Annotated in this window: 16 protein-coding genes, 1 tRNA gene and 1 pseudogene (1 of these 18 running past the window's edge); 8 read left to right on the top strand and 10 right to left on the bottom strand. The window is 61.0% G+C overall.

From position 1 onward, the window contains the following. The first annotated feature begins 31 nt into the window (after positions 1–31). A complete protein-coding gene (locus AB7290_RS34995; protein ID WP_085402179.1) occupies positions 32–1,261 on the top strand; it encodes an ABC transporter substrate-binding protein in 1,230 nt (409 codons plus the stop codon). 125 nt (positions 1,262–1,386) lie between these two features. Here AB7290_RS34995 and AB7290_RS35000 read toward each other — a convergent pair whose 3' ends face one another. Next, positions 1,387–2,364 carry a TAXI family TRAP transporter solute-binding subunit gene (locus AB7290_RS35000; RefSeq protein WP_085402180.1) on the bottom strand — a complete coding sequence of 326 codons (978 nt, stop codon included), beginning with the start codon at positions 2,362–2,364 and terminating at the stop codon, positions 1,387–1,389. Between the two features lie 107 nt (positions 2,365–2,471). On the opposite strand from AB7290_RS35000, the gene AB7290_RS35005 reads away from it, so the two are divergent. Together AB7290_RS35005 and AB7290_RS35010 are read left to right on the top strand one after the other, a co-directional pair. Then, a complete protein-coding gene (locus AB7290_RS35005; RefSeq protein ID WP_085402202.1) occupies positions 2,472–3,449 on the top strand; it encodes a Bug family tripartite tricarboxylate transporter substrate binding protein in 978 nt (325 codons plus the stop codon). A 346-nt stretch (positions 3,450–3,795) separates the two neighbouring features. Continuing rightward, a tRNA-Ile gene (locus AB7290_RS35010) sits at positions 3,796–3,871 on the top strand. Between the two features lie 220 nt (positions 3,872–4,091). Here the strand turns inward: AB7290_RS35010 and AB7290_RS35015 are convergent. Together AB7290_RS35015 and AB7290_RS35020 are read right to left on the bottom strand one after the other, a co-directional pair. Next, positions 4,092–4,490 carry an ester cyclase gene (locus AB7290_RS35015; protein WP_085402181.1) on the bottom strand — a complete coding sequence of 133 codons (399 nt, stop codon included), beginning with the start codon at positions 4,488–4,490 and terminating at the stop codon, positions 4,092–4,094. A 70-nt stretch (positions 4,491–4,560) separates the two neighbouring features. Beyond that, entirely contained in the window at positions 4,561–4,791 is a 231-nt protein-coding gene (locus AB7290_RS35020) for a hypothetical protein (RefSeq protein ID WP_085402182.1), read from the bottom strand. A 697-nt stretch (positions 4,792–5,488) separates the two neighbouring features. Between AB7290_RS35020 and AB7290_RS35025 the strand changes: the two genes are divergently transcribed. Next, a complete protein-coding gene (locus tag AB7290_RS35025) occupies positions 5,489–8,872 on the top strand; it encodes an adenylate/guanylate cyclase domain-containing protein (RefSeq protein WP_354079037.1) in 3,384 nt (1,127 codons plus the stop codon). Here the strand turns inward: AB7290_RS35025 and AB7290_RS35030 are convergent. The 7 genes from AB7290_RS35030 to AB7290_RS35060 form a co-directional block, all read right to left on the bottom strand. Then, complete coding sequence (locus tag AB7290_RS35030; RefSeq protein WP_085402184.1) at positions 8,862–9,116, bottom strand: hypothetical protein; 255 nt, start codon at positions 9,114–9,116, stop codon at positions 8,862–8,864. The two genes, AB7290_RS35025 and AB7290_RS35030, sit on opposite strands and share 11 nt — an antisense overlap. Before the next feature lie 9 nt (positions 9,117–9,125). Continuing rightward, complete coding sequence (locus tag AB7290_RS35035) at positions 9,126–9,824, bottom strand: VOC family protein (protein ID WP_085402185.1); 699 nt, start codon at positions 9,822–9,824, stop codon at positions 9,126–9,128. A gap of 188 nt (positions 9,825–10,012) precedes the next feature. Further along, a complete protein-coding gene (locus tag AB7290_RS35040) occupies positions 10,013–12,958 on the bottom strand; it encodes an FAD-dependent oxidoreductase (protein WP_201266197.1) in 2,946 nt (981 codons plus the stop codon). A gap of 358 nt (positions 12,959–13,316) precedes the next feature. Continuing rightward, on the bottom strand, positions 13,317–13,898 hold the full coding sequence (locus tag AB7290_RS35045; RefSeq protein WP_085402187.1) for a hypothetical protein: 582 nt from the start codon (positions 13,896–13,898) through the stop codon (positions 13,317–13,319). Positions 13,899–14,019: 121 nt separating this feature from the next. Then, positions 14,020–14,928, bottom strand: a complete 909-nt coding sequence (locus AB7290_RS35050; protein WP_071917688.1) for an encapsulin — start codon at positions 14,926–14,928, stop codon at positions 14,020–14,022. 126 nt (positions 14,929–15,054) lie between these two features. Further along, positions 15,055–15,672 (bottom strand): DUF3237 domain-containing protein, encoded by a 618-nt coding sequence (locus AB7290_RS35055; RefSeq protein WP_161495857.1) that lies wholly within the window; start codon positions 15,670–15,672, stop codon positions 15,055–15,057. A 929-nt stretch (positions 15,673–16,601) separates the two neighbouring features. Further along, positions 16,602–19,820, bottom strand: a complete 3,219-nt coding sequence (locus AB7290_RS35060) for a DUF3237 family protein (RefSeq protein ID WP_161495858.1) — start codon at positions 19,818–19,820, stop codon at positions 16,602–16,604. A 163-nt stretch (positions 19,821–19,983) separates the two neighbouring features. On the opposite strand from AB7290_RS35060, the gene AB7290_RS35065 reads away from it, so the two are divergent. The 4 genes and pseudogenes from AB7290_RS35065 to AB7290_RS35080 form a co-directional block, all read left to right on the top strand. Beyond that, a complete protein-coding gene (locus tag AB7290_RS35065) occupies positions 19,984–20,151 on the top strand; it encodes a hypothetical protein (protein WP_161495859.1) in 168 nt (55 codons plus the stop codon). A gap of 507 nt (positions 20,152–20,658) precedes the next feature. Further along, a pseudogene (locus AB7290_RS35070) lies at positions 20,659–21,061 on the top strand (DUF1194 domain-containing protein); the annotation flags it as partial. A gap of 271 nt (positions 21,062–21,332) precedes the next feature. Continuing rightward, positions 21,333–21,887 (top strand): thioredoxin family protein, encoded by a 555-nt coding sequence (locus AB7290_RS35075; protein ID WP_085402190.1) that lies wholly within the window; start codon positions 21,333–21,335, stop codon positions 21,885–21,887. 663 nt (positions 21,888–22,550) lie between these two features. Beyond that, positions 22,551–23,332, top strand: the 5' portion of a protein-coding gene (locus AB7290_RS35080; protein WP_085402191.1) for a saccharopine dehydrogenase family protein. Its footprint extends 388 nt past the window's final position; the window shows 782 of its 1,170 coding nt (coding positions 1–782); its start codon is at positions 22,551–22,553; the stop codon falls past the right edge of the window.

Consider the following 23,332-nt stretch of genomic DNA (forward strand, 5'->3'; position numbering starts at 1 on the left):
GGCCAACGAGCCGGATCAGGGGAGGACAAGCGTGAATCCAACGAGATTTGGACTTCCGGTCGCGGCCGGCTTTGCAGCGACGTTCTTGGCGGCGGCGCTGCTGCCGGGTACGGCGTCGGCGCAGGTTTCCGACGACATCGTCAAGATCGGCGTGCTCACCGACATGAACGGCCCCGCCTCCGCGCCGACCGGCCAGGGTTCGGTGACGGCGGCGCAGATGGCGATCGACGATTTCGGCGGCAAGGTGCTCGGCAAGCCGATCAGCATCGTGATCGGCGACCACCAGCTCAAGGCCGATATCGGCGGCGGCATCGCGCGGCGCTGGTACGATGTCGACCAGGTCGACCTGATCGTCGACGTGCCGGTTTCCGCGGTCGGGCTCGCGGTGCAGAACGTCGCCAACGAGAAGAAGCGGCTGTTCATCACCCACTCCACCGGCACGGCGGATTTCCACGGCAAGTTCTGCTCGCCCTACGCGATCCAGTGGGTGTTCGACACCCGCGCACTCGCGGTCGGCACTGCGGATGCGGTGGTGAAGCGCGGCGGCGACAGCTGGTTCTTCATCACCGACGACTACGCCTTCGGCCATTCGCTGGAGCGCGACGCCTCCAGCGTCGTCACCGCCAATGGCGGCAAGGTGCTGGGCTCGGTGCGGCCGCCGCTGGCAACCCCCGACCTCTCCTCCTTCGTGCTGCAGGCGCAGGCCTCCAAGGCCAAGATCATCGGCATTGCCGCCGGTCCCCCGAACAACATGAACGAGATCAAGACCGGCTCGGAGTTCGGCGTGTTCAAGAGCGGCCAGCAGATGGCGGCGCTGCTGGCGCTGATCACCGACATCCACGGCCTCGGCCTGCAGGCGGCGCAAGGGCTGTTGCTGACCACGTCGTTCTACTGGGACATGGATGACAAGACCCGCGAATGGTCGAAGCGCTATTTCGCCAAGATGAACAAGATGCCGTCGATGTGGCAGGCCGGCGTCTATTCGAGCGTGATGCACTATCTCAACGCCATCAAGGAGACCGGCACCGACGATCCGCTCAAGGTCGCGGCCAAGATGCGGGAAAAACCGATCGAGGATTTCTTCGCCCGCAACGGCAAACTGCGCGAGGACAATCTGATGGTGCACGATCTCTGGCTGGTGCAGGTGAAGACGCCGGAGGAGAGCAAATATCCGTGGGACTATTACAAGATCCTCACGACCATCTCGGGCGACAAGGCGTTTGGCCCACCGGACCCGGCGTGTCCGCTGGTGAAGAAGTGATGCTGTAGCGAGAGGTCGTCGTCATGGCCGGGCTTGTCCCGGCCATCCACGATCTTTCGTACGGCGCCAAGAACGTGGATGCCCGGGACAAGCCCGGGCACGACGATTGTCGATGCAGTCGCGTCCTATTTCATGACACCGATTTCGCGGAAGTATTTTTTCACGCCCGGATGGATCAGCTCCGGCTTCGGCGCTGCCGCGACCGTGTTCGACGCCGTGGTCTCGCAGGCCTGCGCGAGCTGCTTGCAGAACGTCGCCTCGGCGCCGTGCAGCGTCTTCGCGAGACGATAGGCGACGTCATCGGGCAGGTCTTCGCGCGTGAGGACGAAACTCCACGAGCCGAGCGAGGCGATCGGCTCGGCCTGCTTCGGATAGGAGCCGGCCGGCACGGTGAGCGGCTTCAGGAACGCATGCTTGGCGCGAATGCGCGTGATCTCCTCAGCGGTCGGCGCAATGAAGCGCGCGCCTGACGCACTCGATGCCACCGCGGCAAAGCCGGGCCAGCCGATGCCGGCACCCCACAACGCGACGACGCGGCCATCCTCGACCATCGCGGGGCCATCGCCGGCGCGGTCGAGATAGATCGCCTTGAAATCCTCGTCCTGCTTCAGGCCGAGGCCATCGAGCACGTAGCGCGCCAGGATCGGCAGGCCCGAACCTTTGGCGCCGAACGCGACGGGCTGGCCGACGAGATCGCGAATGGTCTTGTACGGACTGTCCGCCCGCACCACGAACATGCCGGGGTTGGAATAGATCGCGGTGAGTATCTTCAACCGCACAGGCGCGCGGCCGATGCCGGCAAAGGCCTCGTAGGCCGGCTCGCCCGCGACCAGCGCGAGATCGAGCTCGCCCTTCTCCAGCAGCGGAATGTTCTCGTTGCTGCCCTTGGTGTTGCGGGGCGCGATGGTGATTTGCGGATCGGCCGCGTTCATCGCTTCCGCAAAGGCATTGCCATAGAGCGGAAAGCCGCCGCCGGGCGTCGCGGTGCCCAGGCTGAGTGTCGTGGTCGGAATGGCCTTGCCTCCGGTTTGAGCAGCGGCGGGGCTTGCGAGTGGATTTGCGAGCAGCGCCGCGCCGAGAAGGATTGTGATTGCGAATCTCATGATGAGTCCCGACCGCCCCGCGTCAACATCGACTTGCGGCGATGTAGGCAGCGGGCGGTTTTTGTGAAAGCATGCAGCCCAACGACAATAGAACAATGGGAGACGTCATGTTGCGAATTTTGCGTAACACTGTTTTTGGGCTGCTGTTCCTTTCAACTCTTCTCAACGCCTCCCCTCCCGCCTCCGCCGCCGGCTACCCCGACCGCCCCGTGCACTGGATGATCGGCTTCGCCGCCGGTGGCCCGGTCGACATCGTGGCGCGGATCATGGCGCAGGCGCTCTCGGATCGCCTCGGCCAGCAATTCATCGTCGAGAACCGCGCCGGCTCCGGCGGCAACATCGCGGCCGCCGCCGCGATCAACGCAGCGCCCGACGGCTATACGCTCTTGTTTGTCGCACCCAACAACGCGATCTCGACCTCGCTCTACAAGAAGCTGCCTTACGACTTCCTGCGCGACACCGTGCCGGTCGCGAGCATCATGCAGCTCACCAACATGCTGGTCGTCTCCAATGCGATGCCGGTGAAGACGGTTCAGGAGTTCATCGACTACTGCAAGGCCAATCCCGGCAAGATCTCCTTTGCCTCGTCCGGCAACGGCACCTCGGTGCACATGTCGGCGGAGCTCTTCAAGGTGATGACCAAGTGCGACATGGTGCACGTGCCCTATCGCGGCTCGGCCATCGCCTTCCCCGACATCATCTCCAACAAGGTGCAGCTGATCTTCGACAACCTTCCCTCCGCGCTCGAGCAGTCGCGCGGTGGCACTGTCCGCGCCATCGGCGTCACCTCGCCGCAGCGCTGGCCAACCGTGCCCGACGTGCCGGCGATCGCCGAGACCGTGCCGGGCTTCGAATCGGTCGGCTTCTACGGCATCTCCGCGCCGAAGGGCACGCCGCCCGAGGTGATCGAGATCCTCAACAAGGCCGTCGGCGAAGCCCTGAAGGACCCGAAGGTCATCGCGCGGCTGACCGAGAATGGCGGCATCCCGAAGCCAATGACGCCCGCCGAGTTCGGCAAGCTGGTCGCGGATGAGACCGAGAAGTGGAAGAAGGTGGTGGAGTTCGCCGGGGTTTCGGTGGACTAGGCAGACCTCGCGGCCGGCTTCGTCCGCCCGCTGGCAAGACGTTCGGGGGACCCAAGGGTCTCCCTCAACACAATAACTGCGAAAACAACCCCATGCACCGTAGAACAGGCCAGCGATTACAAGGGGTTACGCACGATGAAAAATGGCTCCTCGCGAGGGCCATTTGACTCGTCGGGCAAAACAGGCGTATGAGTGCATCATCGCCAGTTTCGGTTATTCAAAAATTACACGCGGTACTGCTTCGGCGTTCCCTTACGCCAGAGCCAGCATTGCACCCCCGCCTCCATCCCTGTAAACGAACCGCGCACCGTTGCCGGCCGCGCGTTTCCGCGGCCGTCTCGCGGCGGGGCCTGTAGCTCAATGGTTAGAGCCGGCCGCTCATAACGGTCTGGTTGCAGGTTCGAGTCCTGCCGGGCCCACCAAGCAAATCAACCACTGTCGCGCCAAATTGGGTCCGATTCGATTCCAACGATTCACGAGTCGAATTCCAAAGAATTGTGGTGCGATCTCGCGGGATTCCATTGAATCGCGAGTTGATTTGGCTGATTTCCAAGGAATCGCGGATCGATTAGTTCGGAGGGGCGCCTGAAAGGAGGCCATTGGTTACGGGATTTTTTTTCGACTCAAATGGGCCCATTCGACCTATTTGCGTGGCGGCAGCGCTCCAACCTGATGAAGAAGCGCAAACCGGTCCGGCACCCCCCAGCGCTCAACGAGCTTGCCGTCGGCAAAGCGGCAGATGTCCATGACATCAATGGCGACTGGCTTGCCCGAGCGTGGATCGACGCCCGTTGCCTTGCTGCGTGCCCACACAGTATCGCCAGCCTCCACGACCGCTTCGACCGCAAGTGTCAGATCCCTGATGCTACGCCTCGCATCCTCGATTTGCGCCTTCAGGATTTGCGGACCGGGAATATCGGTGGGCGACAGATACTCGCGCTCGACGAGGTTCTCGGCGCAGATTTCGTCCGCGTCCGTGAGGTCGCCTTGGGAAAAGCCGCGCTCTATGATGGCATTGAAGCGCGCCAGATTCGTCAACATGACAACCGCTCTCCCGCAGCTCGATTGACGACAGACCTAGCGCGAGGACCCAGAAGTGCGCTTGTAAATTTCAGTCATCCGCCGGAAAAAAGATGTTGTCCCACTCGCCGACGAAGCCGCCAGGCGGCAGACCGGCAAAGGCGTGGCGTTCGCGGATGAAATCGGCCTGGTCGAAATAACCGAGTTCGTGGATGATATCCTTCCACGAACGGCTCGGGGTATTGCGACGAGACGCCAGCGCCCGGTCGAACCCGGATGGTGCGTGCGAACAGCTTTGGTGCCATTCCGACTTGCGTCGCAAACCGGCGCTGGAATTGACTGGCTAAGGCCGGATTTTGCAACACAGTCCTTGATCCGCGCGCGGCCGCCGGCGGCGACCATCATCCGGGACGAGAGGCCGATCGCGCAGTCCTGCGTGCCGCTTTCGAGCATCGACCCGACCCAGCGCTCGACAATGTCGACGCGCTGAGCAAAATCACTTGCCATCCGCACCGCATCGCCAAGCGCCTCGGCGGATTTGCCTAGTCTAGCGGGCAACATGTTTGCTACTGCGGCGGGTGTGGGCGGACGCAGCTGCGCTCTTGGATCGATGCGGTTGGATCGATGCGGTGTTCATCTGCATCGACTGCGTGAAGCAAGGTCGTCGACTTCCAGAGAACGGTCCGGTGCCCCGAGCGGCAAATCAATTTTGCCGGGGGGCCCGGGCAGGCGATCTTCGCCAGCGCATCGATCAGCAATTCGCTGGTCCGAGGTCCGCGCGGGCACGGATTCGGCAAACTGTCGGAATAGCGCCCGGGCCTGCTCCATGTCGAGCGTCGGTACGTCATGCATTGATTTGTTGGTCCTCTATACCAATCGCTAGCGCACAGGGCGGGCATTCAGGGCTCGATTGGTATCGCGATTCCGCGCCCGTGAGGACGTGCTTTCGCGGTCTTTCTTGTGTAATCTCTTTCTGTAGTCGTCGGGCCAACACTTAGATAGGCGACGCACGGATCACGGTGACCGCGGTGCAACAAATTGCGGACTGGCTCAAAAAGCTCGGCATGTCCGAGTATGCGCAGAGGTTCGCCGAGAACGACATTGATATGGCCGTTCTCCCCGACTTGACCGACCAACATCTCAAAGACCTTGGCGTTTCGCTCGGCCACCGGTTGAAAATGCTGCATGCGATCCGCGATCTCAGCAACGTCTCGGCTGCCGTAACGGCACCTTCTGCACTCGTGGATATCGAGCCAACTCGGCGAGACGACGCCGAGCGTCGCCAACTGACGGTGATGTTCACCGACCTCGTTGGCTCGACCGCGCTCTCGACCACGCTCGACCCAGAGGATCTGCGTTCGGTAATCGGCGCTTATCATAAGTGCGTCGCGGAGACGGTCGCCCGGTTCGACGGCTTCGTGGCCAGGTACATGGGCGATGGGGTGCTCATCTATTTCGGCTATCCCCACGCTCATGAGGATGATGCCGAGCGTGCCGTCCGCGCAGGACTGGCGATCATCGAGGCGATCGGCAATCTGGGTATCCAGGAGCCGCTCCGGGTGCGTATCGGGGTCGCGACAGGCTTGGTCGTGGTTGGCGATCTCGTTGGTGCCGGCGAGGCCCAGGAACGCGGGGTGGTGGGCGAGACGCCGAACCTGGCGTCTCGTCTGCAGGGGATCGCTGAGCCGAGCACGGTTGTCATCGCCGAAGGCACCCGAAGGCTGCTCGGAAACCTCTTCGAGCTACAAGACCTCCGGCCGCAGGACCTCAAGGGCATCGCCGCGCCAACGCGGGCCTGGGTGGCGTTGCGGGCGAGCTCCGTGGAGAGCCGCTTCGAGGCGCTACACGCGACTGGCCTGACTGCCCTCGTCGGGCGGGAGGAAGAACTCGAATTGCTTCTACAGCGTTGGGCCAGGGCAAAGACAGGTGAAGGCCAGGCGGTCCTGATCGCCGGTGAGGCTGGGATCGGCAAGTCGCGTCTCACTGCCGCGCTTCTGGAACGACTCACCGGAGAGCCGCATACGCGTTTGCGCTATGTCTGCTCGCCGCAGCACACCGACAGCGCGCTATATCCGATCATCGGGCAGATGGAACGTGCCGCCGGGCTGGCGCACGACGATACACTGCACGCGAGGCTCGACAAGCTTGATACCCTGCTCGCTCAGACCTCGACCTCGATCGGGGACGCTTCGCTCTTTGCCGAGATGCTGTCGCTTCCGAATGATGGACGCTATCCCGCCCTCAAATTGACCCCGCAGCAGCACAGGCAGCGAACATTCGAAGCGCTCATCTCACAATTAGAAGCGCTTACACGGCAAAGCCCAGTCTTGATAATCTTTGAGGATGCGCATTGGACCGATCCTACGAGCCTAGAAGCTTTCGGCCGGATCGTGGCCAGGATTGAGACCCTTCGCGCGCTAATGATTGTGATATTCCGCCCGGAATTCGATCCGCCCTGGATCGGGCGGCAGCACGTGACCGCCATGACGATCAATCGGCTGACGAAACACCAAGTCGGCGCCATGATCGACGGCGTAGTCGGCAGCAAGCTGCTGCCGGCGGGCATCAGGCAGGACATCATCGAACGTACCGATGGCGTCCCCCTGTTCGTGGAGGAGATGACGAAGGCAGTGCTGGAGGCGGAGGGCCACGGCGCAGTCGAACGCACGATTGCCGTCATTCCGTCCCCGGCCTGGGCAGTCCCCGCAAGTTTGCACGCCTCATTGATGTCGCGGCTCGACCGGCTCGGCCCCGCCAAAGAAGTGGCACAGATTGGCGCGGCGATCGGCCGGGAGTTTTCGCATGCTCTCCTGGCGGCGGTGGTGCGCGTGCCAGCGGCGGAACTGGGATCAGTGCTGAACCGTCTCATAAAGGCTGGTTTGCTTTTCAGGTTAGGCTCGCCGCCGAATGCAACTTACCTATTCAAGCATGCTTTGGTGCGGGACGCGTCCTATAGCACGTTGCTGCGCCAGCCCCGCCGCGCGCTCCATGCACGCATTGCCGAAGCAATTGAAAGCCAATTCGCCGAAACAGCCGAGAGCCAGCCGGAACGGCTAGCACATCACTGCACTGAGGCCGGGCTGATCGAGAGGGCGGCGGCCTTATGGGGCAAGGCGGGACAGCGGTCGCTAGCGCGTTCAGCGCTAGTAGAGGCGACGGTTCAGCTAATCCGCGCTCTTTCACAGATTGCGACGCTGCCGGGCACACCAGCGCTGCGTGGCGACCAGATCAAACTGGAGGTCGCGCTTGTGAATGCCTTGATGAACACCAAGGGCCACGCGGCCCCTGAGACTATCGCATCTCTCGATCGAGCCCGCGCCTTCATCGAGCAAGCGGAGTCACTCGGAGAGCCCCCTGAAGACCCGTTGCTCCTGTTTTCAGTCCTCTATGGGTTCTGGGTCACGAACTATATAAAGTTCAAAAGCGACGCTCTCCTCGACCTTGCGACAGAGTGCTTGGCGCTTGCCGAGAAGCAGGGAACAATGGTTCCGCTCATGCTTGGGCATCGTATTATGGCTACGTCTCTGACGTGTACGGGCGTCCTTGCAGAAAGTCTGGCACATTACGATCAGGCGATCGCGATCTACGAACCCGCCGAGCATCGTACGCTGGCGGCTCGATTTGGCCAGGACATTAGGGTCGCAGCCCTATCCTATCGGTCCTGGGCTCTATGGCTTCTTGGCTTCCCGGAGGCTGCAGGCAGAGACGCTGAACAGGCGCTCAAGGAAGCGCGCGAGATCGGCCAAGCAGCCACTTTGATGTATGCCCTGTTCCATACATCCTTTACGCATATCTGCTGCGGAAACTATGCGGCAGCAAGCGCCGAAGCTAATGAACTTGTCCCCCTGGCAGACGAGAGAGGTTCATTGTTTTGGGGGTCGCTCGGAATGGTGGTCCAAGGTTGCGTCTTGGCCCTCACTGGGAAGGCCTCAGACGCGGTCCATGTGATCGACTCGGGTATCATCGCACGTCGGTCAACGGCGGCAACAGCGCTAGTGCCATTCTGCTTGTCGTATCTGGCGGGCGCTCATGCTGAACTCGACCACTTCGATGATGCACGGGACTGCATTCGCGAAGCGATGACCCAGGTAGAAACAACCAAGGAAAGTTGGTTTGAGGCCGAGATCAAGCGCATGGCAGGCGAAATCGAGCTATCGTCGCCCAACCCAAACGCAACGAAAGCGGAAGAATATTTCGAACATGCGCTGGCGGTCGCTCGTCAGCAGCAGGCAAAGTCCTGGGAACTGCGTGCGGCTGTGAGCATGGCGCGGCTGTGGTACGATCAGGGCAAACGACAGCAGGCCCACGATATTCTCGCCCCGGTCTATGGTTGGTTCACCGAGGGTTTCGACACGCTGGACTTGAAGGAGGCCAAATCGCTGCTGGAGCAGCTCAAGGCATGAGCGAGAGCAGCGAAACGTCGCGCAATTGATCGCTCGAACAGGCGCGCGCATCGATGCCGCCATGACCGCAACCATCGATTTCAAAGGATCGCCGCGCGATGTCGGCGGATCGAGCTTGGCCGCCAAGCCTCGCAAACCGGCCGCGCTCGTTCGGCGTGATGCCGGTGCAGCGGATCGCGATCAAGGCCAATGCGCCGCCGTCAAAGGCGAGTATGCCGCCACATACCGTGCGTCGCGCCGCCACGAAAATACATCACCGGAATCGCATAGTTCGGAGCAAGTGCGAACCGATTGCTGCCTTTGCGACAGGCCCTATCAGGTGACGAACGGGCCTGGCCTTGCCGTCCCAAGTGGCCGCTGCTTGCGTAACTTTTGCGAACATCTCGCGGATACGGGGCTGGAGCTCGATCAGTTCTACGATCTCGCAACCCCCCGCGATGGAATTGCGCACTGCATTTGCTTTTTCAGGCGCCACCTCTCCAAGACGAATTCGTTCCATCAGAGGACCGGCGCGAGCAGGCAGGGAAAAATAGGTGAAGCGGGCGCCCGAAAAAGACATCATCTGCTGGATCGTCGCGCCACACGCCTTGGTCTGCGCGACGGACCGCTGGTAATCGTGCGGCTCGACGCAAAAACCGCAGTGCTGAAGACCGCTCCTTCCGGCCGCAAGAAAGGCGCGCCAGCTTGACGGCTCATTGTCGAGCGGCTGAATAAGCTCCAGCTGCACCCCGCCGACCTGGCAGAATCCGAACATGATCAGCGGGCGTGAGGGCCTCTCCAGATACTTGTTATCAGTGACCACCACCGGACCAATCGTGAGCCAGGGCCCGATACCCTGGTCTATCCAGCCCTTGATGGCTTGCTCAAGATCGGGCACCACATAGCCGAGCTGATCAGCGCTTTTCTCAAGCAACGGGATGTCCGCATCGATTGGCTTGCTGAGGCGCTCCATACGATTCTCCGGTGCTGCCGAACGTTGTCGCGCAGACGTTCCGCGACAACCTACTATAACCCTGGAAAATTGCAGTAGGACGGCTGTGCCGCGGTCGCGCGCAGATGCAGCTTTCCTGGCGGGACTCAATCAAGGGATCTAAGAGCAATCGGGTTACGATGCCCCCATTCATTCCAACCTGAACCCGATTACGCGTCGCGCTGGGTCAGGAAGTTTATGCAAGTGCGCAGCCATTCGAGGTCTGGACCTGCAGGCACACCGGCGAACGCCGAGTTGTGGAATTCGCGCGCTGCAGCCTCTGCAAATTCGGCTGCCGCTCGCTGCGCCCATGGGATGCTCCCGCCGTCCGCGATGATCTGATGTAGCCTCAGCACTTCGCGCGGCAAACGTCGCTCGCGGGGCCGCGCCAGAAAGGTGCTAATCCACGCACGGTCAGTGGGATTCGCCCGACCCAGGGCGTGCGCGAGCAGAAGCGTCCGTTTGCCTTCCCAGAGATCTCCGTCGATCTCCTTGCCGTAACGCCCAATGTCGCCAACCAGGTTAAGAACATCGTCGGTGATCTGGAAAGCCAGTCCAAGCAGATAGCCAAACCGATCAAATCGACCGAGATTCTGGTCCTCGCCGTTGGCAACGAGTGCACCAATCCGCATGGGGTGAATGAAGCTGTACCAGGCCGTTTTCTTGAGCACGAGCCGCAGATAATCGTCTGTCGTAACTGTGAGATCATTGTCTCGTACCCATCCTAGTTCGTTGGCCTGCCCCTCCAAGGTCTCGACGACCATGTGATCGACTTCGTCGAAGATGCGCAGCGCCGTCACCGGGCCGAGCCGCTCGCCGGTCTTGCGGAAAAGGCGCATAGCGAGTGCGTTCATGGAATCGCCGGTGTTCACGGCAATTGGAATCCCGGCGCGGCGATGCATTGTCGCAACGCCACGCCGCCAGTCGCTACCGTCTTCAATATCGTCGTGCACGAGAAATGCATTGTGCAGCATTTCCAGGCCGGCGGCGGCAGGAAACGCATCCTCCGCGCGGCCGCCCAGCGCTCTCGCGGTCGCGATGCAGAGGGCAGGACGAAGGCCCTTGCCTGACCGGCCCATGAAATCCGTCACGAGCCCATACAGGTGGCGCTGCGGTTCCCACGTCGGTACACCTTCTGTGAGCATATCGGCCAGCATGTCGCGATACCACACCAGGCGGTCCAGAAAGCCGGCCGGGCCTACGATCTCGCCGGCCAATGGCACAGTATCCGCGACCTTGATCAACGCATCCTGCAGGGTGGGCACATCAACCAAGCGGCGCGCCATCGTCGCCGGGTCGACCGCATCAAGCGCGCCGACATCATCCGCGGCGGCACTGTGCGAGTCGAGCGTGTCGGCGACGGCATGGGTGAACGGCGATACCTGCTCGAGCAGGGAGCTCGCCTGCTCCAGCAGCGGCGACGCACCGCGTAAGGCGTGGGCAGCTACCTGCGCGAGTGAAGCGTCCCACGGCAGGCCGGCCTGGTATCGCGCAGCATCGCGCAGCCGCCATGGCAGGAGGATTTCAGGTTCGTGCAGCGGCCACAGCTCACAGCGGCTTCCGTCGAATTTCACGGCGTCAAGCAGGCCATTCACTGCGCGCCGAGCTGCCTCATTGGCTGCCTCCATCGTCGCGAGGTCGGTATGCGTGCGAACGTAGTCCGACGCCAGAAAAAGGTTTGGAATGGCGGTGGTCGCCTCGGGACGCAAGGCCCAGGTTTCGACTTGGTTCACCAGAAGCGGCTCGGAATTCCGTAGCCAGCCCGGGCGTGCGGGATCGTTCTCAATGTTTGCGCTGAGGAACCACGAATGCAAATCCTCATCGCGCAGCACCTCATCACCGGCATCATTGAGCGAGCGCTTGAGTTGATTCCATGTCTCGCGCACCACCTCTTCACGCGAGCACCGCATGGCTGGGCGTCCGTCCGATCCCGGCGCCGTCCAATCAGAAAGATCGACCGAGAGGATGCCGTGCACATCGCTGTCTCGGAACAGCTCAGACGGCACATCACGCCAGAACTGAAGCTGCGAGATGCTCGTGAGCGCCCATTCGGTGTCGATGTGAATCACGTGCCCGTGCGCCGACGGCACCGCGCGGTGCAGATAGAACTGCACGCCGTTCATCCACTCCAGGTTCGGAGCCAGCGCGCGCAGGTTGGCGAGCGTCGGGTCGGCTGCCGCCAGGCGGTCGCTCACCAGGGGGGCGATGTCCTCGAGCGGGAGCGCCGCCACGTAGTGGTCGCCATGCACCATGATGCGCTGGCCGTGCTGGCGAGCGACGACGCCGGTGATCCGTCCGCTCTCGTAAAGGATCTCCTCGACCCGTGCGTTCTTGACGTACCGCACCCCTCTCGATTCGAGATACGCAAGCCACGGGTCGATCCAGACGAGATTCGTCGGCCCATCGAGCACGCGATCAGTCGATCCCGCGATCGGATTCAGGATCGTGAGCACCAGCTGCACAAAGATGTCGCCGATAGTGCGCGCACTGGCCTTGCGCGCTTTGGACGCCACCAGCGAGCGCGTTATGCCGGTGGCGAGGAACTTCTGGTATGACTCCGACCGCTGCTCGGCGCCGACGAACTCCCACCAGCTCGTGCGTTCGTATTCTGCGAGCCGGCGCTGGGGGCACGACGTGAGTATCTGCCAGACGCGCGCACCGAAGAATGCCAGATCGTCGGGTGTGAGGCCGGTGGAGTGTTCGAACAACAGCAGGATGTCCCGCAACGTGGTGCCGGCATCGCGGGGCGAGAGCGGAAAGCCCGCCGGTACGACGAACGGGGGCTCGTCGTATTGCGTGAACTCCAGTCGCGTGGTCGGCACCAGGTGATCCGCCACCTTGCTCCCGTCAAACGACGGTATGCGGCGCATGGTCTCGATTACGTGCTTGTAGAAACCTGGGAAGAATCGAAACCCATGCTCGCCGGGCACCCGATGCTGGATCGAACTCCCAGCGCCATCGGCGACCTGATGTCCGCTGGTGTCCTCGCCCTCGTGGAAGACGGGAATGCTGCGGGCCTTGCCTCCCGCAATATCGCCGCTCTCGAGCACCACGACATCAAAGCCGCGCTCGACCAACTCGTGCGCGGCACTCATGCCGGCGACACCGCCGCCCAAGACGATAACCTTAGTAGGCATGCTTCACCGAGCCATGACCACTTAGTCCGACTTTTAGCCAGCTTTGGAGGCGTCACCGAGCGCGCGGGACGCGATACATCGGATCATTTTCGACGATCTCACGAGCACTTTCAAGCATGAGCTTCATTGCCCAAAGTTGCCAAACGTACGCCAGCGGCCATCTGTATTTGACCAAGTAGAAAAGCTCGAAGCGATCCGTATTAGGAATTGGGCGTAGCTGTGCGATCAGATCTGAACTACGGCGTTCAACTATCACATAAGCGCCGCTTCGCTGCGATTTTCGTGCCTAAATCTCGTTACGGCATCACGCGGGAAACCGCCGATGCACATTTTTTGATTACGCCGTCGGTGAGTTTGCTGATTTGGCCTTAACGCTTTCTTCGTAGGAGTTGCTCTTCTGGCTGACGGAATTTTCTTCTTCTTGCTGACGGAATTTTTTTTGCGAAGCGGCATCGCGCAGTACGAGATAGAGTCCCTGCGCGTTTGCTTTCACATCATATGCGAGGGTAATGATTTTCCCCCAGCGTTCGTTAATTAAGTCAATGACAACCAATAGACCTTCACCGAGGTCGGTCGGCGCCTGCACAGTTATTTTTTGGTTTTTCAGTGTCACGTCCTTTAGCGTGATCTCATCGACCACATTGATCTTCACTCTTTTGGTTTGCACAATTATCTGCAGGGCGTCTTTCTCCGTCATCGCACGGACAGATCTCAAAACTTCAGTGCCTATTTCGATTGGCGCTACCACGCCTTTTTTTTCTTTTACGTCCAGCTCTGCCATACGCGCCTTAATGGTAGCCAGTTCTTTGCCTGCCTCAGGCGCACCTTCCACCTTGGCCCATAGCGCATCCAGCTTCATTTGCTGGGCCGCTACCAGCTCGCGCAAGTCCGCCAGGTTCTTTTCCGTAGCTTTATCCATTGAGATCTCTCCAATTGGTTTCGAGATTCCCGTCTTTGTTCACTGAGACAATGACCCATGGACCGCCACCTTAGCCCCGAGACATTTGTCCGCACACGCCGCGATCGCCGGATGTCAATCGCTACGGTCCCCTCAGCGGTATGATCGCTTCGGATTCCTTGATGCGGAGCGCCATCTTCTCGCACACACGGAAGACGAAATTTGGATCGGCTGTGACTTGCAGGAACTGGACACATACGTCTGTGGCGATGACTAGCTCGACTGGCTCGCCGCCAAGTGCCACTACCACGCCGGACCCAACGCCGACAGCGACGTCAAGCGTGGATGAGCGGAGCAGCGGACCGCCGCCCAGAAACGGGAGGATGCGATCTTGCGGCAATACAAGAAGCGCCGTTGGAGTCTGAGCGACAAGAAACAGATTCTGGTCAAGCACCACCGCGAACGGTCCGAAATGGCCCTGCTCTTCCAGGCGGCCAATGGCGCCGGCTATCGCGCCCACCAGGTCCAGGCGCGGCGGCAGCCATGGAATACTAACAACCTGCTGCGCCGGTAGGTTTCTCCAAAGTCCAGGGCTTACCTGCCCGCCGGTGATTTCCCAGACCCTATTTGGGAACGCAGGGCCGACATCTATAGGGGGGGCAACCCTATTCTGTCCCGGGAATGCTGCGTTGTATGCTACGTCTTGCCCTAATCCCCTGAAGACGACGGCGTCCTCAAGGCGAGCCAGTACGTTGGCAGCGCGCCGAAATAAGGCCAGCACGCTGGTCATCTCCGGATCGGCCATCTGCGCACCGCGCACGGTCACCCTTACCTGTAACGTCGCCAACTGGATGACATCCCTGTCCTGAATAGCTATCGCATTCGGCGAGATAAGTTCCTTCCTCACGAAGTCGGTATCCCCGGGCAGCGGTCCAAGCAACGGAAGGAACGTCGCCGCAATCCGTGCGCGGCTAGCTTCCTCTTGAACGGCTTTGTTGACGCGAGCCCACTGCTCGTCGGTCCAAGGCACTTGCGGATTATCGGTTGTCATCTCAGAGGCCCCCCTAATTAGATACATCGGGAACGAGATGTCGTTTGTGCTTGCGCACGAACGCAAATATCTTGAGCTCAAAACACCGTCGGCGCGCACTCCACGAGTGCGGCTTCGAATGAGTCTTCAGTCTACATGTTTTGCTGCCCCCGCCGTTACGACGTATATGTCGTACGAGGCGCGAAGCGTCTTCATGTCCACTCTGCCAACGCCAATACACTGGGCGCGGTTGAGCCAAGCGAGTTCTTTGTCAGCGGTCGCGTAGGTTGGAGCAAGAACGAACGGCGGCAGTATACCGAAATCTCCGCGGATGGCACGTGCGTAGCCGTCCGCACCCAGGTCAAGGATGCCATCATACAAGCAGTCGATCCGCGCGCCAGACAGCGTCTGCAGACACTCCGTCACGTTGACTATTCCAACACCATCCTTGCGGATGCGCAGCCAGTTGACCCCGCCGGGCCGGACGATCCCCTCGAAGCGCGGCCCAACGAAGCGTCCTTCCGTGACGTGCAAGTTGATCCGCAGTCCATCCGGCACAACGCCTATTACCTCCGTACGGATGGCCACCGTGCCGGCCCAGAGGAACGTGGTATCCCAGTCCCAGCGGAGCTCGCCTGCAGGTAGAGCAGCGGTCTCGACCGGTGCCGCTCCGCAGCCCACCTGATACCGGGGACATTCGGCGGACTCCCGTAGGCGCGGAGAGATCGGCTGGCCGGCAAAGCCAAGCACCGGCAGAAACTCCACCGTTCCGCCGGATTGGCCCGGCAGGAGCGCCCGGAATAGCCGACCGTTCGCACCGTGGACGCGCGGCGCGGATTGCCCGATTGCCTGGCGGACCGGGCCTCCGTTCACCCGGTACTCCACCGTGACGGCGTGACCCGGCCGCACTGGAGAGACCGCTACCGTCACAGATGCCGGGGTTCCCGGAGAAATCACCGCGGGGGGCACGGGCGTATCCGCCTCGCCCCATCGCAACTCCGAGCCGTCCCAAGCGCGCTGCATCGAAGGCATGCATGCTGCCGTAGCTGGAGCTTCATCCGTTTGCAGCGTCAAAGAAGGCGCCGGAAGAAACCGGTCACACGCCGGAATAGGTAAGGGCTTTGCCGCAGCTTCCGCGAAAACGCACGGCCGTCTATTGACGAATCCGCGCGACGGGGAATTCATCGGACGCTCCGCGGCGTGAGATCGAGGCCCCGGCGCACCCGCCATGCTTCGTCTTCCTCGGCGAGGATTTCGAGTGCGCGCGCAATGAGATCGCCGGGATTGGTCACCATGGGGGGTGTCCAAGCCGCCGCCTGCCGCACCGAGGGGTCTCCCAAGCGCGCAGCGCTTTGGCGTGCTGATCGAAGCGCGTCAAAAGGTTGTCGAAGAAGGCCGCGCTTTTGGGCCGCCCCGGTCTGGACGCCAGCCGCATCGGCAAGTCCCGGTAAACGCGACAGCGGCGACGCCCCCGGAGGAGAGAGCCCCGAGTCTTCTACCGCGCTTTTCGATCCATAGCATTTGCCTTGCATTTGCTCGACCGACTTCGGATCCTGGTTCTGTCTAATAGACTACATTGTATTGCGTGTACAGGACAGGGGCTGCTGCCGGTAGTTGGGCGACTGGCGGATCTCAACACGCCGGCGCCAGCCCACTTAGGGCGACGAAAAACCGCTTGCCAGCGGCGCGATACCCTATCGCAAGGCGGATCTGTAGAACCCGATATCGTCTTGGATCACCGCGTCCAGTCCGACTGGTACGCGAGCAGGATTCGCCAGATCAAGCTTCCGAAACGCGATCTTGTCGCGCCAGACCTTTCGCAAAAAATCCTCAAATACGAGAATTGTCAGTCGTTCACCCGCACATCGTCGGTATCCAAAGCCGAACGGAGCAAAGCCGGCATAGTCACAAACCGGATAGCTTCGTTCGTCCGCAACGACAAATAACGTGCCGAAGCCGCTATTTGTAATACGGGCGTTTCGTCCGTCCTTGATCTTGAAACTGGTGATGTCAAAGGGACACCGTGCCAGGCCGATCTGCCGACATTTGTCATCGTTGATCTGCGCGCTGGTCGGGACGCGGAGATATCGTTGCGGATCGAACGTATTCGGATCCGTCCAGTGAACCGGATCCAGGCTGGTGCTGGCATGCGGTGTGGATACATAGCTGTCCCTTTCAAACGGCATGTCGAGCTTTTGCTGCGGAGCCTCCCCGCGGACGCTTGATCTCGCATCATGGATGGCGGAGACGCTGCCACCGTTCGGCGAAATCACGCGAAACAATTCCATTACGAATAGCTCAAGTGGCGAGAAAGACGCACCTCCGGCAGTGTCGAAATTTCCGCCCATTGTCTTCTGAAATGATGCTCGCACGGCCTGGTCGCCGCGGTCTTCCGACAGGAGCGACATGACCCGGAAAATCGCATTGCCCCATTGGCTTAGCGCGACGAAATCGTGGAGGCACTCAATGACCATGTCCTTCTTGCTGAAATGACCGCCGTCCTGGGCATTCTTCAGCCAATGCCAGGCCATGGTTCTCTCGGGATTTTTGATTTTGCCCGATTGGATATCGCTGATGCGTTTGCCGATCCACGATTTGAGAAAATCCTGAAGCTCACGAACCTTCATATAGTTTTGGTAGGTAACTGGCAGCAACGGATCCCGATAGGCAAAGACCGTATTGAACGCCTTTCCTATTTCACGAACCTCACGGGGAATATCGCTGCCAACAAGTCCAAGGTGAAGGTCCCAATAGAGGTCGAAATAGTGGTCGAGGTAGTGCTGCATGAATGGCCTGTCAGCAAATTTCTGATCTAAGAGCTTGTCAAAAAAAGCTGTAACTTTGGCGCGGTACATCGGCTTATAGAGATCGGGCGTCACCGCCGAAAAATAAATTCGCTTGCGAAGATTATTCTCACCCCGCTTCTCGAGACCTTGCAGGAAAACCATCACGCCCTCCTCAGGGGTCGGTTTCCAGTCACGATAGATGAGACCAAAACGATCACGAGGGAGTGCATTCTCCTTACTGAAATTAAGGTCAATCATTGGCAACAGGGGCCGCTCCCCTTCGTAAACGTTCGTCAGGAAGAACGGTATGACGACTTTCTCGACGTAGATCGGATCGAAATTGGCAGGAATCGCGGCGCGAAAACGTTCAACCGCGGTGATGATCTGCTCCGGTATCGGTGACTGTGCTGCAGCGCTGGACGCCTCTTGTGCTCGCTCCCCCACCCGCACCACGTACATGTCGAACTGCGCGCGAAGCGCGCTCATGTCCACCTTCCCCACACCGATGCACTGGACGCGGTTGAGCCATTCGAGCCTCGGATCCGCAGTCTCATATGTCGGTGTGACCACGGCGGAGATTTGCTGGTCATACTCACCGCGCAGCGCCCGAGCGTAGCCGTCGGGACCAAAATCGGCGACCCCGCCGTAGGCGCCGTACACGCGAACGCGGTCCCGCGTCTCGAAACACGCCCGGACGTTGACGATCGCAATTCCATCCGGGCGGATATGCATCCAGTCCGCCGCGCCGGGTAACACGACGGCATCGTGACCCGGCCCAACGAAGGTCCCTTCCGTGATGTGCCAATTGACCCGGAGGCCGTCGGACATTGGGCCGACCAATTCTTTGCGGAGCACCACCTTCAATGATCCGAGGAAGCTCGTATTCCAAGCCAAGCGGAATGGGGCAGAGGCGGCCTCTTCGGATGCCCCCCAACGAAGGCGCGAGCCGGCGTTTGCCATTCCCTCGCATGCAGCCGAACTGTCGCGGGCGCAACGCGGGGTCTGATCCGCCAGGCCGGTGATCACCCCCCTCACCTTGGGAAAAAAACCCAGCACTTTGGGCGTGAAGCCCCATGCGAGAAGGGTCCGACCTTCTTCCGAGCTCCGGTCGAAGTGCAAAGATCCTGGCATCACCGGCTGCAGCCGAGGGGCGACATCGCTTCGCCACTGCCAGCAAACGACCGGCCCCTGCCCGATGCGCGCGACCGCCGGGTAGACGCATTCGGCACCGCGCGGAAGCGCCTGCAGCGTGACGCCGGCTGTTTTGGCCGCCTGAGCTACCACTGACTCGTATGCCGTCGGATCCCCGGTAAGCGCCAGGTCTCCCTGGACGACGCCACGTCTGTGCTGGTCTTTGATCGACAAGTGAAGCCGGCGACCGATGCACGCCATATCGATGGTCCCGGGCCGCTTGTCGGTACCCATGCGCTCGCGGCCGACGTCGATCGCAACCTGGGTCGTATCGAGCAGTCGGAACATGTACATCCGCGCTTTGTTCTCATACACCGCTGTTGCGGGATCGAACGATCCATCAAGCATCACAAGCACGCTCGATGCGCCGTTGGAGGCCGCCTTCAGGGACGCCTGGCTTTCGGGAGCGTTGTCCGCCACGGCAGCAACCACTATGAACATGGCGGCATACGGCCGGATCGAGGTGTCGGTGAACTTATTCGACCAGAGCTGTGCGACAGCCGCGTGCCTGCCGTCCGCGTACTTCAAGGTTATCGGCCTGTAGCCACTGCCGGCCAATGCGGCATTCACGAGAGGTACATTGGAGCACTCGCCGTAGAGGTGCACCATTTGACCGTTATAATACTGAAGCTCATTCGGCACGACTGCGCCGCTGGCGGTCGTATAGGTCTTGCCCGTGATGATGTACTTGTCGAAGAGTGGTTCGTACCGCTCATTATCGACATCGGACGGTGGCGGCACGAACGCGTCCAAAGTCAACTTGCTCTTCGCTTCTCGGGACAGTTGCTGCTCGAAGGTGCGAAGGACTTCTTGAACGTCCTCTTTGCTATGAGGAATCTGCAAGAGTCGAATGACATCCGAATTTCCGAGCTCGCCGGCTGCGGCGAGCCGAGTGGCCTCGCGGATCATTCCGCTGCTACGAATCGCTGTGCCCACGCTGGTCTCCCTTGAATAGAATGAACCGCGCCAGGAGCCGCGCCGCTTTGTCCGTTCGAACCATTATTCCTGAGCGCGAATGTCGGAATTTATAATATCCTGCTGGTCCTTGCGAATGCCACACTTATCCACCTCCTGGAAGTGATCCGACTTGAGGTATGTGTTGGGCCTCAAGGAGGACTACAAACGGCAAAAACGCTACATGCCCGAAGAGATCGTCGCGAAGCCTGCGGTAGGTCGAATGTCCTGGTCTCGCAGGGCAAAACATGTCCAGGCGATCGGCCAGATCGGCGTGGGCCCTTTCGTCGGCGAGGAATTTCTGGAGGTGTAAACAGCACGCCGCCAGCGCCAACAGAAAGCCTAGCCCGCAAGTCCGCGCGGGCGGTGGCTTGCATTAGCGGCACATGAGGTCGCGGCCGCGCGCGAAGTATCGAACAACTGCCGATCGAGGGTCATTGCATCGGTCAGGGACCCCAATGGTGTGCTCGAAAAGTTGCTGTTGCCGCTCGATGCCCAGCGAAGAACGGTGGCCGGAAAGCCGCCATTTTGCGTTTGAGAAGTTCTTCGCGTGAAGGGTTCGGAAGTTGTGCCTGCCGTAAATCACATCCGGCCATATTGATGGTGCAGTCCGCCCAAGATCGGGCGGCAGACGACATTCCCGGCCCACTCAACGCCGCGAGGGACTGGGGCATCCTTGTTCAATGACAAATGAGTGCGCGTGCCGTTGGAGCTTGCTCGCTACGCAATCGTCAGGTGGATCGATCAGACGGGTCGCAGCGATGTGCTCGTTTTTGGCCCGGCTGGGAATGGGACGGTGCGAGGGACGGAAATCGGCGATCTGTTCGAAGAGAATCCGTATCGCGGGTTGCGGCGCGTCATCGACATTTCCGGCGATGGGTCGAACAACGACGGAGCCCCCCGTAACCGGCGCGCGCGACGCTGCCCTGGAGAAAGGCATCATCATCAACGGCCTCCCGATCATGATGAAGGAGCCATCCCTCTCGACGACCGATATCGAGAACCTCGATCTCTATTACGAGGACTGCGTGATCGGAGGGCCGGGCGCCTTCATCATGACGATCAAAGATCGCGAAAAATTCCAGGCAGCGATCCGGACCAAGCTTGTTCGCGAAGTTGCGGGCCTCACGCCAGAGAGCGGGATCGTCCCAGCCGCCGAGAAAGAGCCCCGGGTGCCCTGTCTGATCGGCGAAAAAAAATCGCAGGAGCGCGGCCGGAGGTGAGTGTCGAGACGATCATTCAGAGCCGCCGGGCGAACAAACTTTAGACAGCAGTTTATCATGGTCGCAGCCCCACGCGTCGGGACATTGGAGCTGCTAACGTCCGTTCGTGGCCTACACCGACGAAATCCCGCGCTCGTCCCAATGACGGCTGTTAAGGGGCGACCGGAAATGGCTAACATATGGCCAAAACAACGCGACTGGCGAGTAGGCTTTGGAAACTGTGCCCCAGCAGGCCGTAGTCAGCATATATTTGGGCACAAGGAGGTGCGAAATGGCGACAGCAGCTACCCAAGTCGTTCTTGATACGCCGGCGCCCGTGTTCCAGCTTCCGGCCACCGACGGCAAGATTTACGCACTGGACGACGTTGCCGGCGAAAAAGGCACGGTCGTCGTCTTCATCTGCAACCATTGTCCCTATGTCAAAGCGGTGATCGACCGCATGGTTTCGGACGCCCGCGTGCTGATGTCGGGGAGCATAGGCTTTGCGGCGGTTTGCTCGAACGATGCGGCGAACTATCCCGAAGACTCATTTGAGAATATGAAGCGTTTCGCGAAGGCTCATGATTTCCCGTTTCCATATCTCCACGACGAGACCCAGACAGTCGCTCGGGCGTATGGGGCGGTCTGTACGCCGGACTTCTTCGGTTACAATGCCGACCGCAAGCTCAAGTATCGCGGCCGGCTCGACGATGGGCGTGCAACTCCGCCTCGCGCGGGGGCGCCCCGAGAGCTTGTCGAGGCCATGCGCGCGATTGCGACCACCGGTCTTGCGCCGGCTGACCAAAAGGCGTCTATTGGCTGCTCGATCAAATGGAAGGACGAATGAAGCCGATCCCTGTCAACAGGTTTCGTATCTGAGACCGCCGCGTACGGCAGCATTTGCTGCACATGTGCGATTTGACTAGCGGCATCACGAGGACCCTGCGGCTGCTGCCGGAGTCGCGTTCGCCCCTTCTCCTTCAGGTCTGCTTCCGGGGCAACACGAGGCTTCGGCTCCTGCAATCCGACCCGTCAGTGCTGCGTCGCTTTTGCGACACCGATCGACTCCTGTCGAGCGCTTGGACCAGATTTGCTCACCCTGAGTTCTTCCGGTGTTGGCCCGTTTGGGGCACGCCAACCGGCCCGGAAACTGTCCGCTTGTCGAGGGGAAGACGGGAAGTGGCTCGCCCGCGGTCAAAATGGCGTGTTGACTCCAACCGGTCGTTGCGCACCCCAAGACAGGAACTGTGGTATCCTCCGTCAAATGCGATGGGACGGTTCAACGAAAGCGGCTGCCCCCTCTAGTGGCACTTGCTGCGCGTCCTCGTGTCCTCGCCGGGCTCCGGGACAGCACAAAATGGCCTGGCATCCCCACCTCTTAGGCGCCTGCTCGGCCCGCGCCGACGAGGTGATCGAATGAGCGCGCTAGGCAAGCTGGTGCGATCCTGCCGGCGGAAGACCGGTCCGAGTAAGGGGTAACGCCCTCCCGGGTTCGAGGAGGACCAGCGTCGTGAAGCGGGACTTCGACCTCATCGTCTATGGCGCGACGGGTTACACCGGCCGTCTCGTCGCCGAATATCTGACGACGTCCTATCGCGGCGACGATGCTCCGTCCTGGGCGATCGCGGGACGCTCGACCGACAAGCTCCAGAAAGTGCGTGCCGACATCGGCGCACCAGACGATTTGACTTTGGTGAAGGCGGATGCCGCCGAGCCGGCCAGCCTGCGTTCGATGTGCGAGCGTGCGGCCGTGATTATCACGACGGTCGGGCCTTATCAGCTTTACGGCCCCGAGCTTGTGGCGGCCTGCGCGGCCACCGGCACTGGCTATGTCGATCTGTGCGGCGAACCGGCGTGGATGCGGCGCATGATCGACGCCCATCACGAAGAGGCGAAACGGACCGGCGCGCGCATCGTCTTCTCCTGCGGCTTCGATTCCATCCCGTTCGATCTCGGCGTGCTCACGTTGCAGGAGAAGGCGCGCGAGAAATTCGGACGCCCGGCGCGGCGGGTTAAAGCCCGCCTGCGCAAGGTGAAAGGCGGCATGTCGGGCGGCACCGCAGCGAGCGCCCAGGCGACGTTGGCGGCCGCGGCGCGCGACCCGGCCCTGATCCGGCTGCTGACCGATCCCTTCGCGCTGACACCCGGGTTCACCGGGCCGTCTCAGCCGTCCGGCCTTATCCCCGAATACGACCCGAGCATGAACGTGTGGCTCGTGCCGTTTCCCATGGCGCCGGTCAACACCAAGAACGTACACCGCACGAATTTCCTGTTGGGTCATCCCTACGGCAC

The sequence above is a fragment of the Bradyrhizobium sp. 613_E4_N2_2 genome (assembly GCF_052075995.1).
GTDB lineage: Bacteria > Pseudomonadota > Alphaproteobacteria > Rhizobiales > Xanthobacteraceae > Bradyrhizobium > Bradyrhizobium barranii.

Coding starts and splice junctions, on each gene's coding strand:
- AB7290_RS35005 (WP_085402202.1), top strand. CDS start 2,472: ATGTTGCGAATTTTGCGTAACACTGTTTTTGGGCTGCTGTTCCTTTCA.
- AB7290_RS35015 (WP_085402181.1), bottom strand. CDS start 4,490: ATGTTGACGAATCTGGCGCGCTTCAATGCCATCATAGAGCGCGGCTTT.
- AB7290_RS35000 (WP_085402180.1), bottom strand. CDS start 2,364: ATGAGATTCGCAATCACAATCCTTCTCGGCGCGGCGCTGCTCGCAAAT.
- AB7290_RS35075 (WP_085402190.1), top strand. CDS start 21,333: ATGGCGACAGCAGCTACCCAAGTCGTTCTTGATACGCCGGCGCCCGTG.
- AB7290_RS35035 (WP_085402185.1), bottom strand. CDS start 9,824: ATGGAGCGCCTCAGCAAGCCAATCGATGCGGACATCCCGTTGCTTGAG.
- AB7290_RS35045 (WP_085402187.1), bottom strand. CDS start 13,898: ATGGATAAAGCTACGGAAAAGAACCTGGCGGACTTGCGCGAGCTGGTA.
- AB7290_RS35050 (WP_071917688.1), bottom strand. CDS start 14,928: ATGACAACCGATAATCCGCAAGTGCCTTGGACCGACGAGCAGTGGGCT.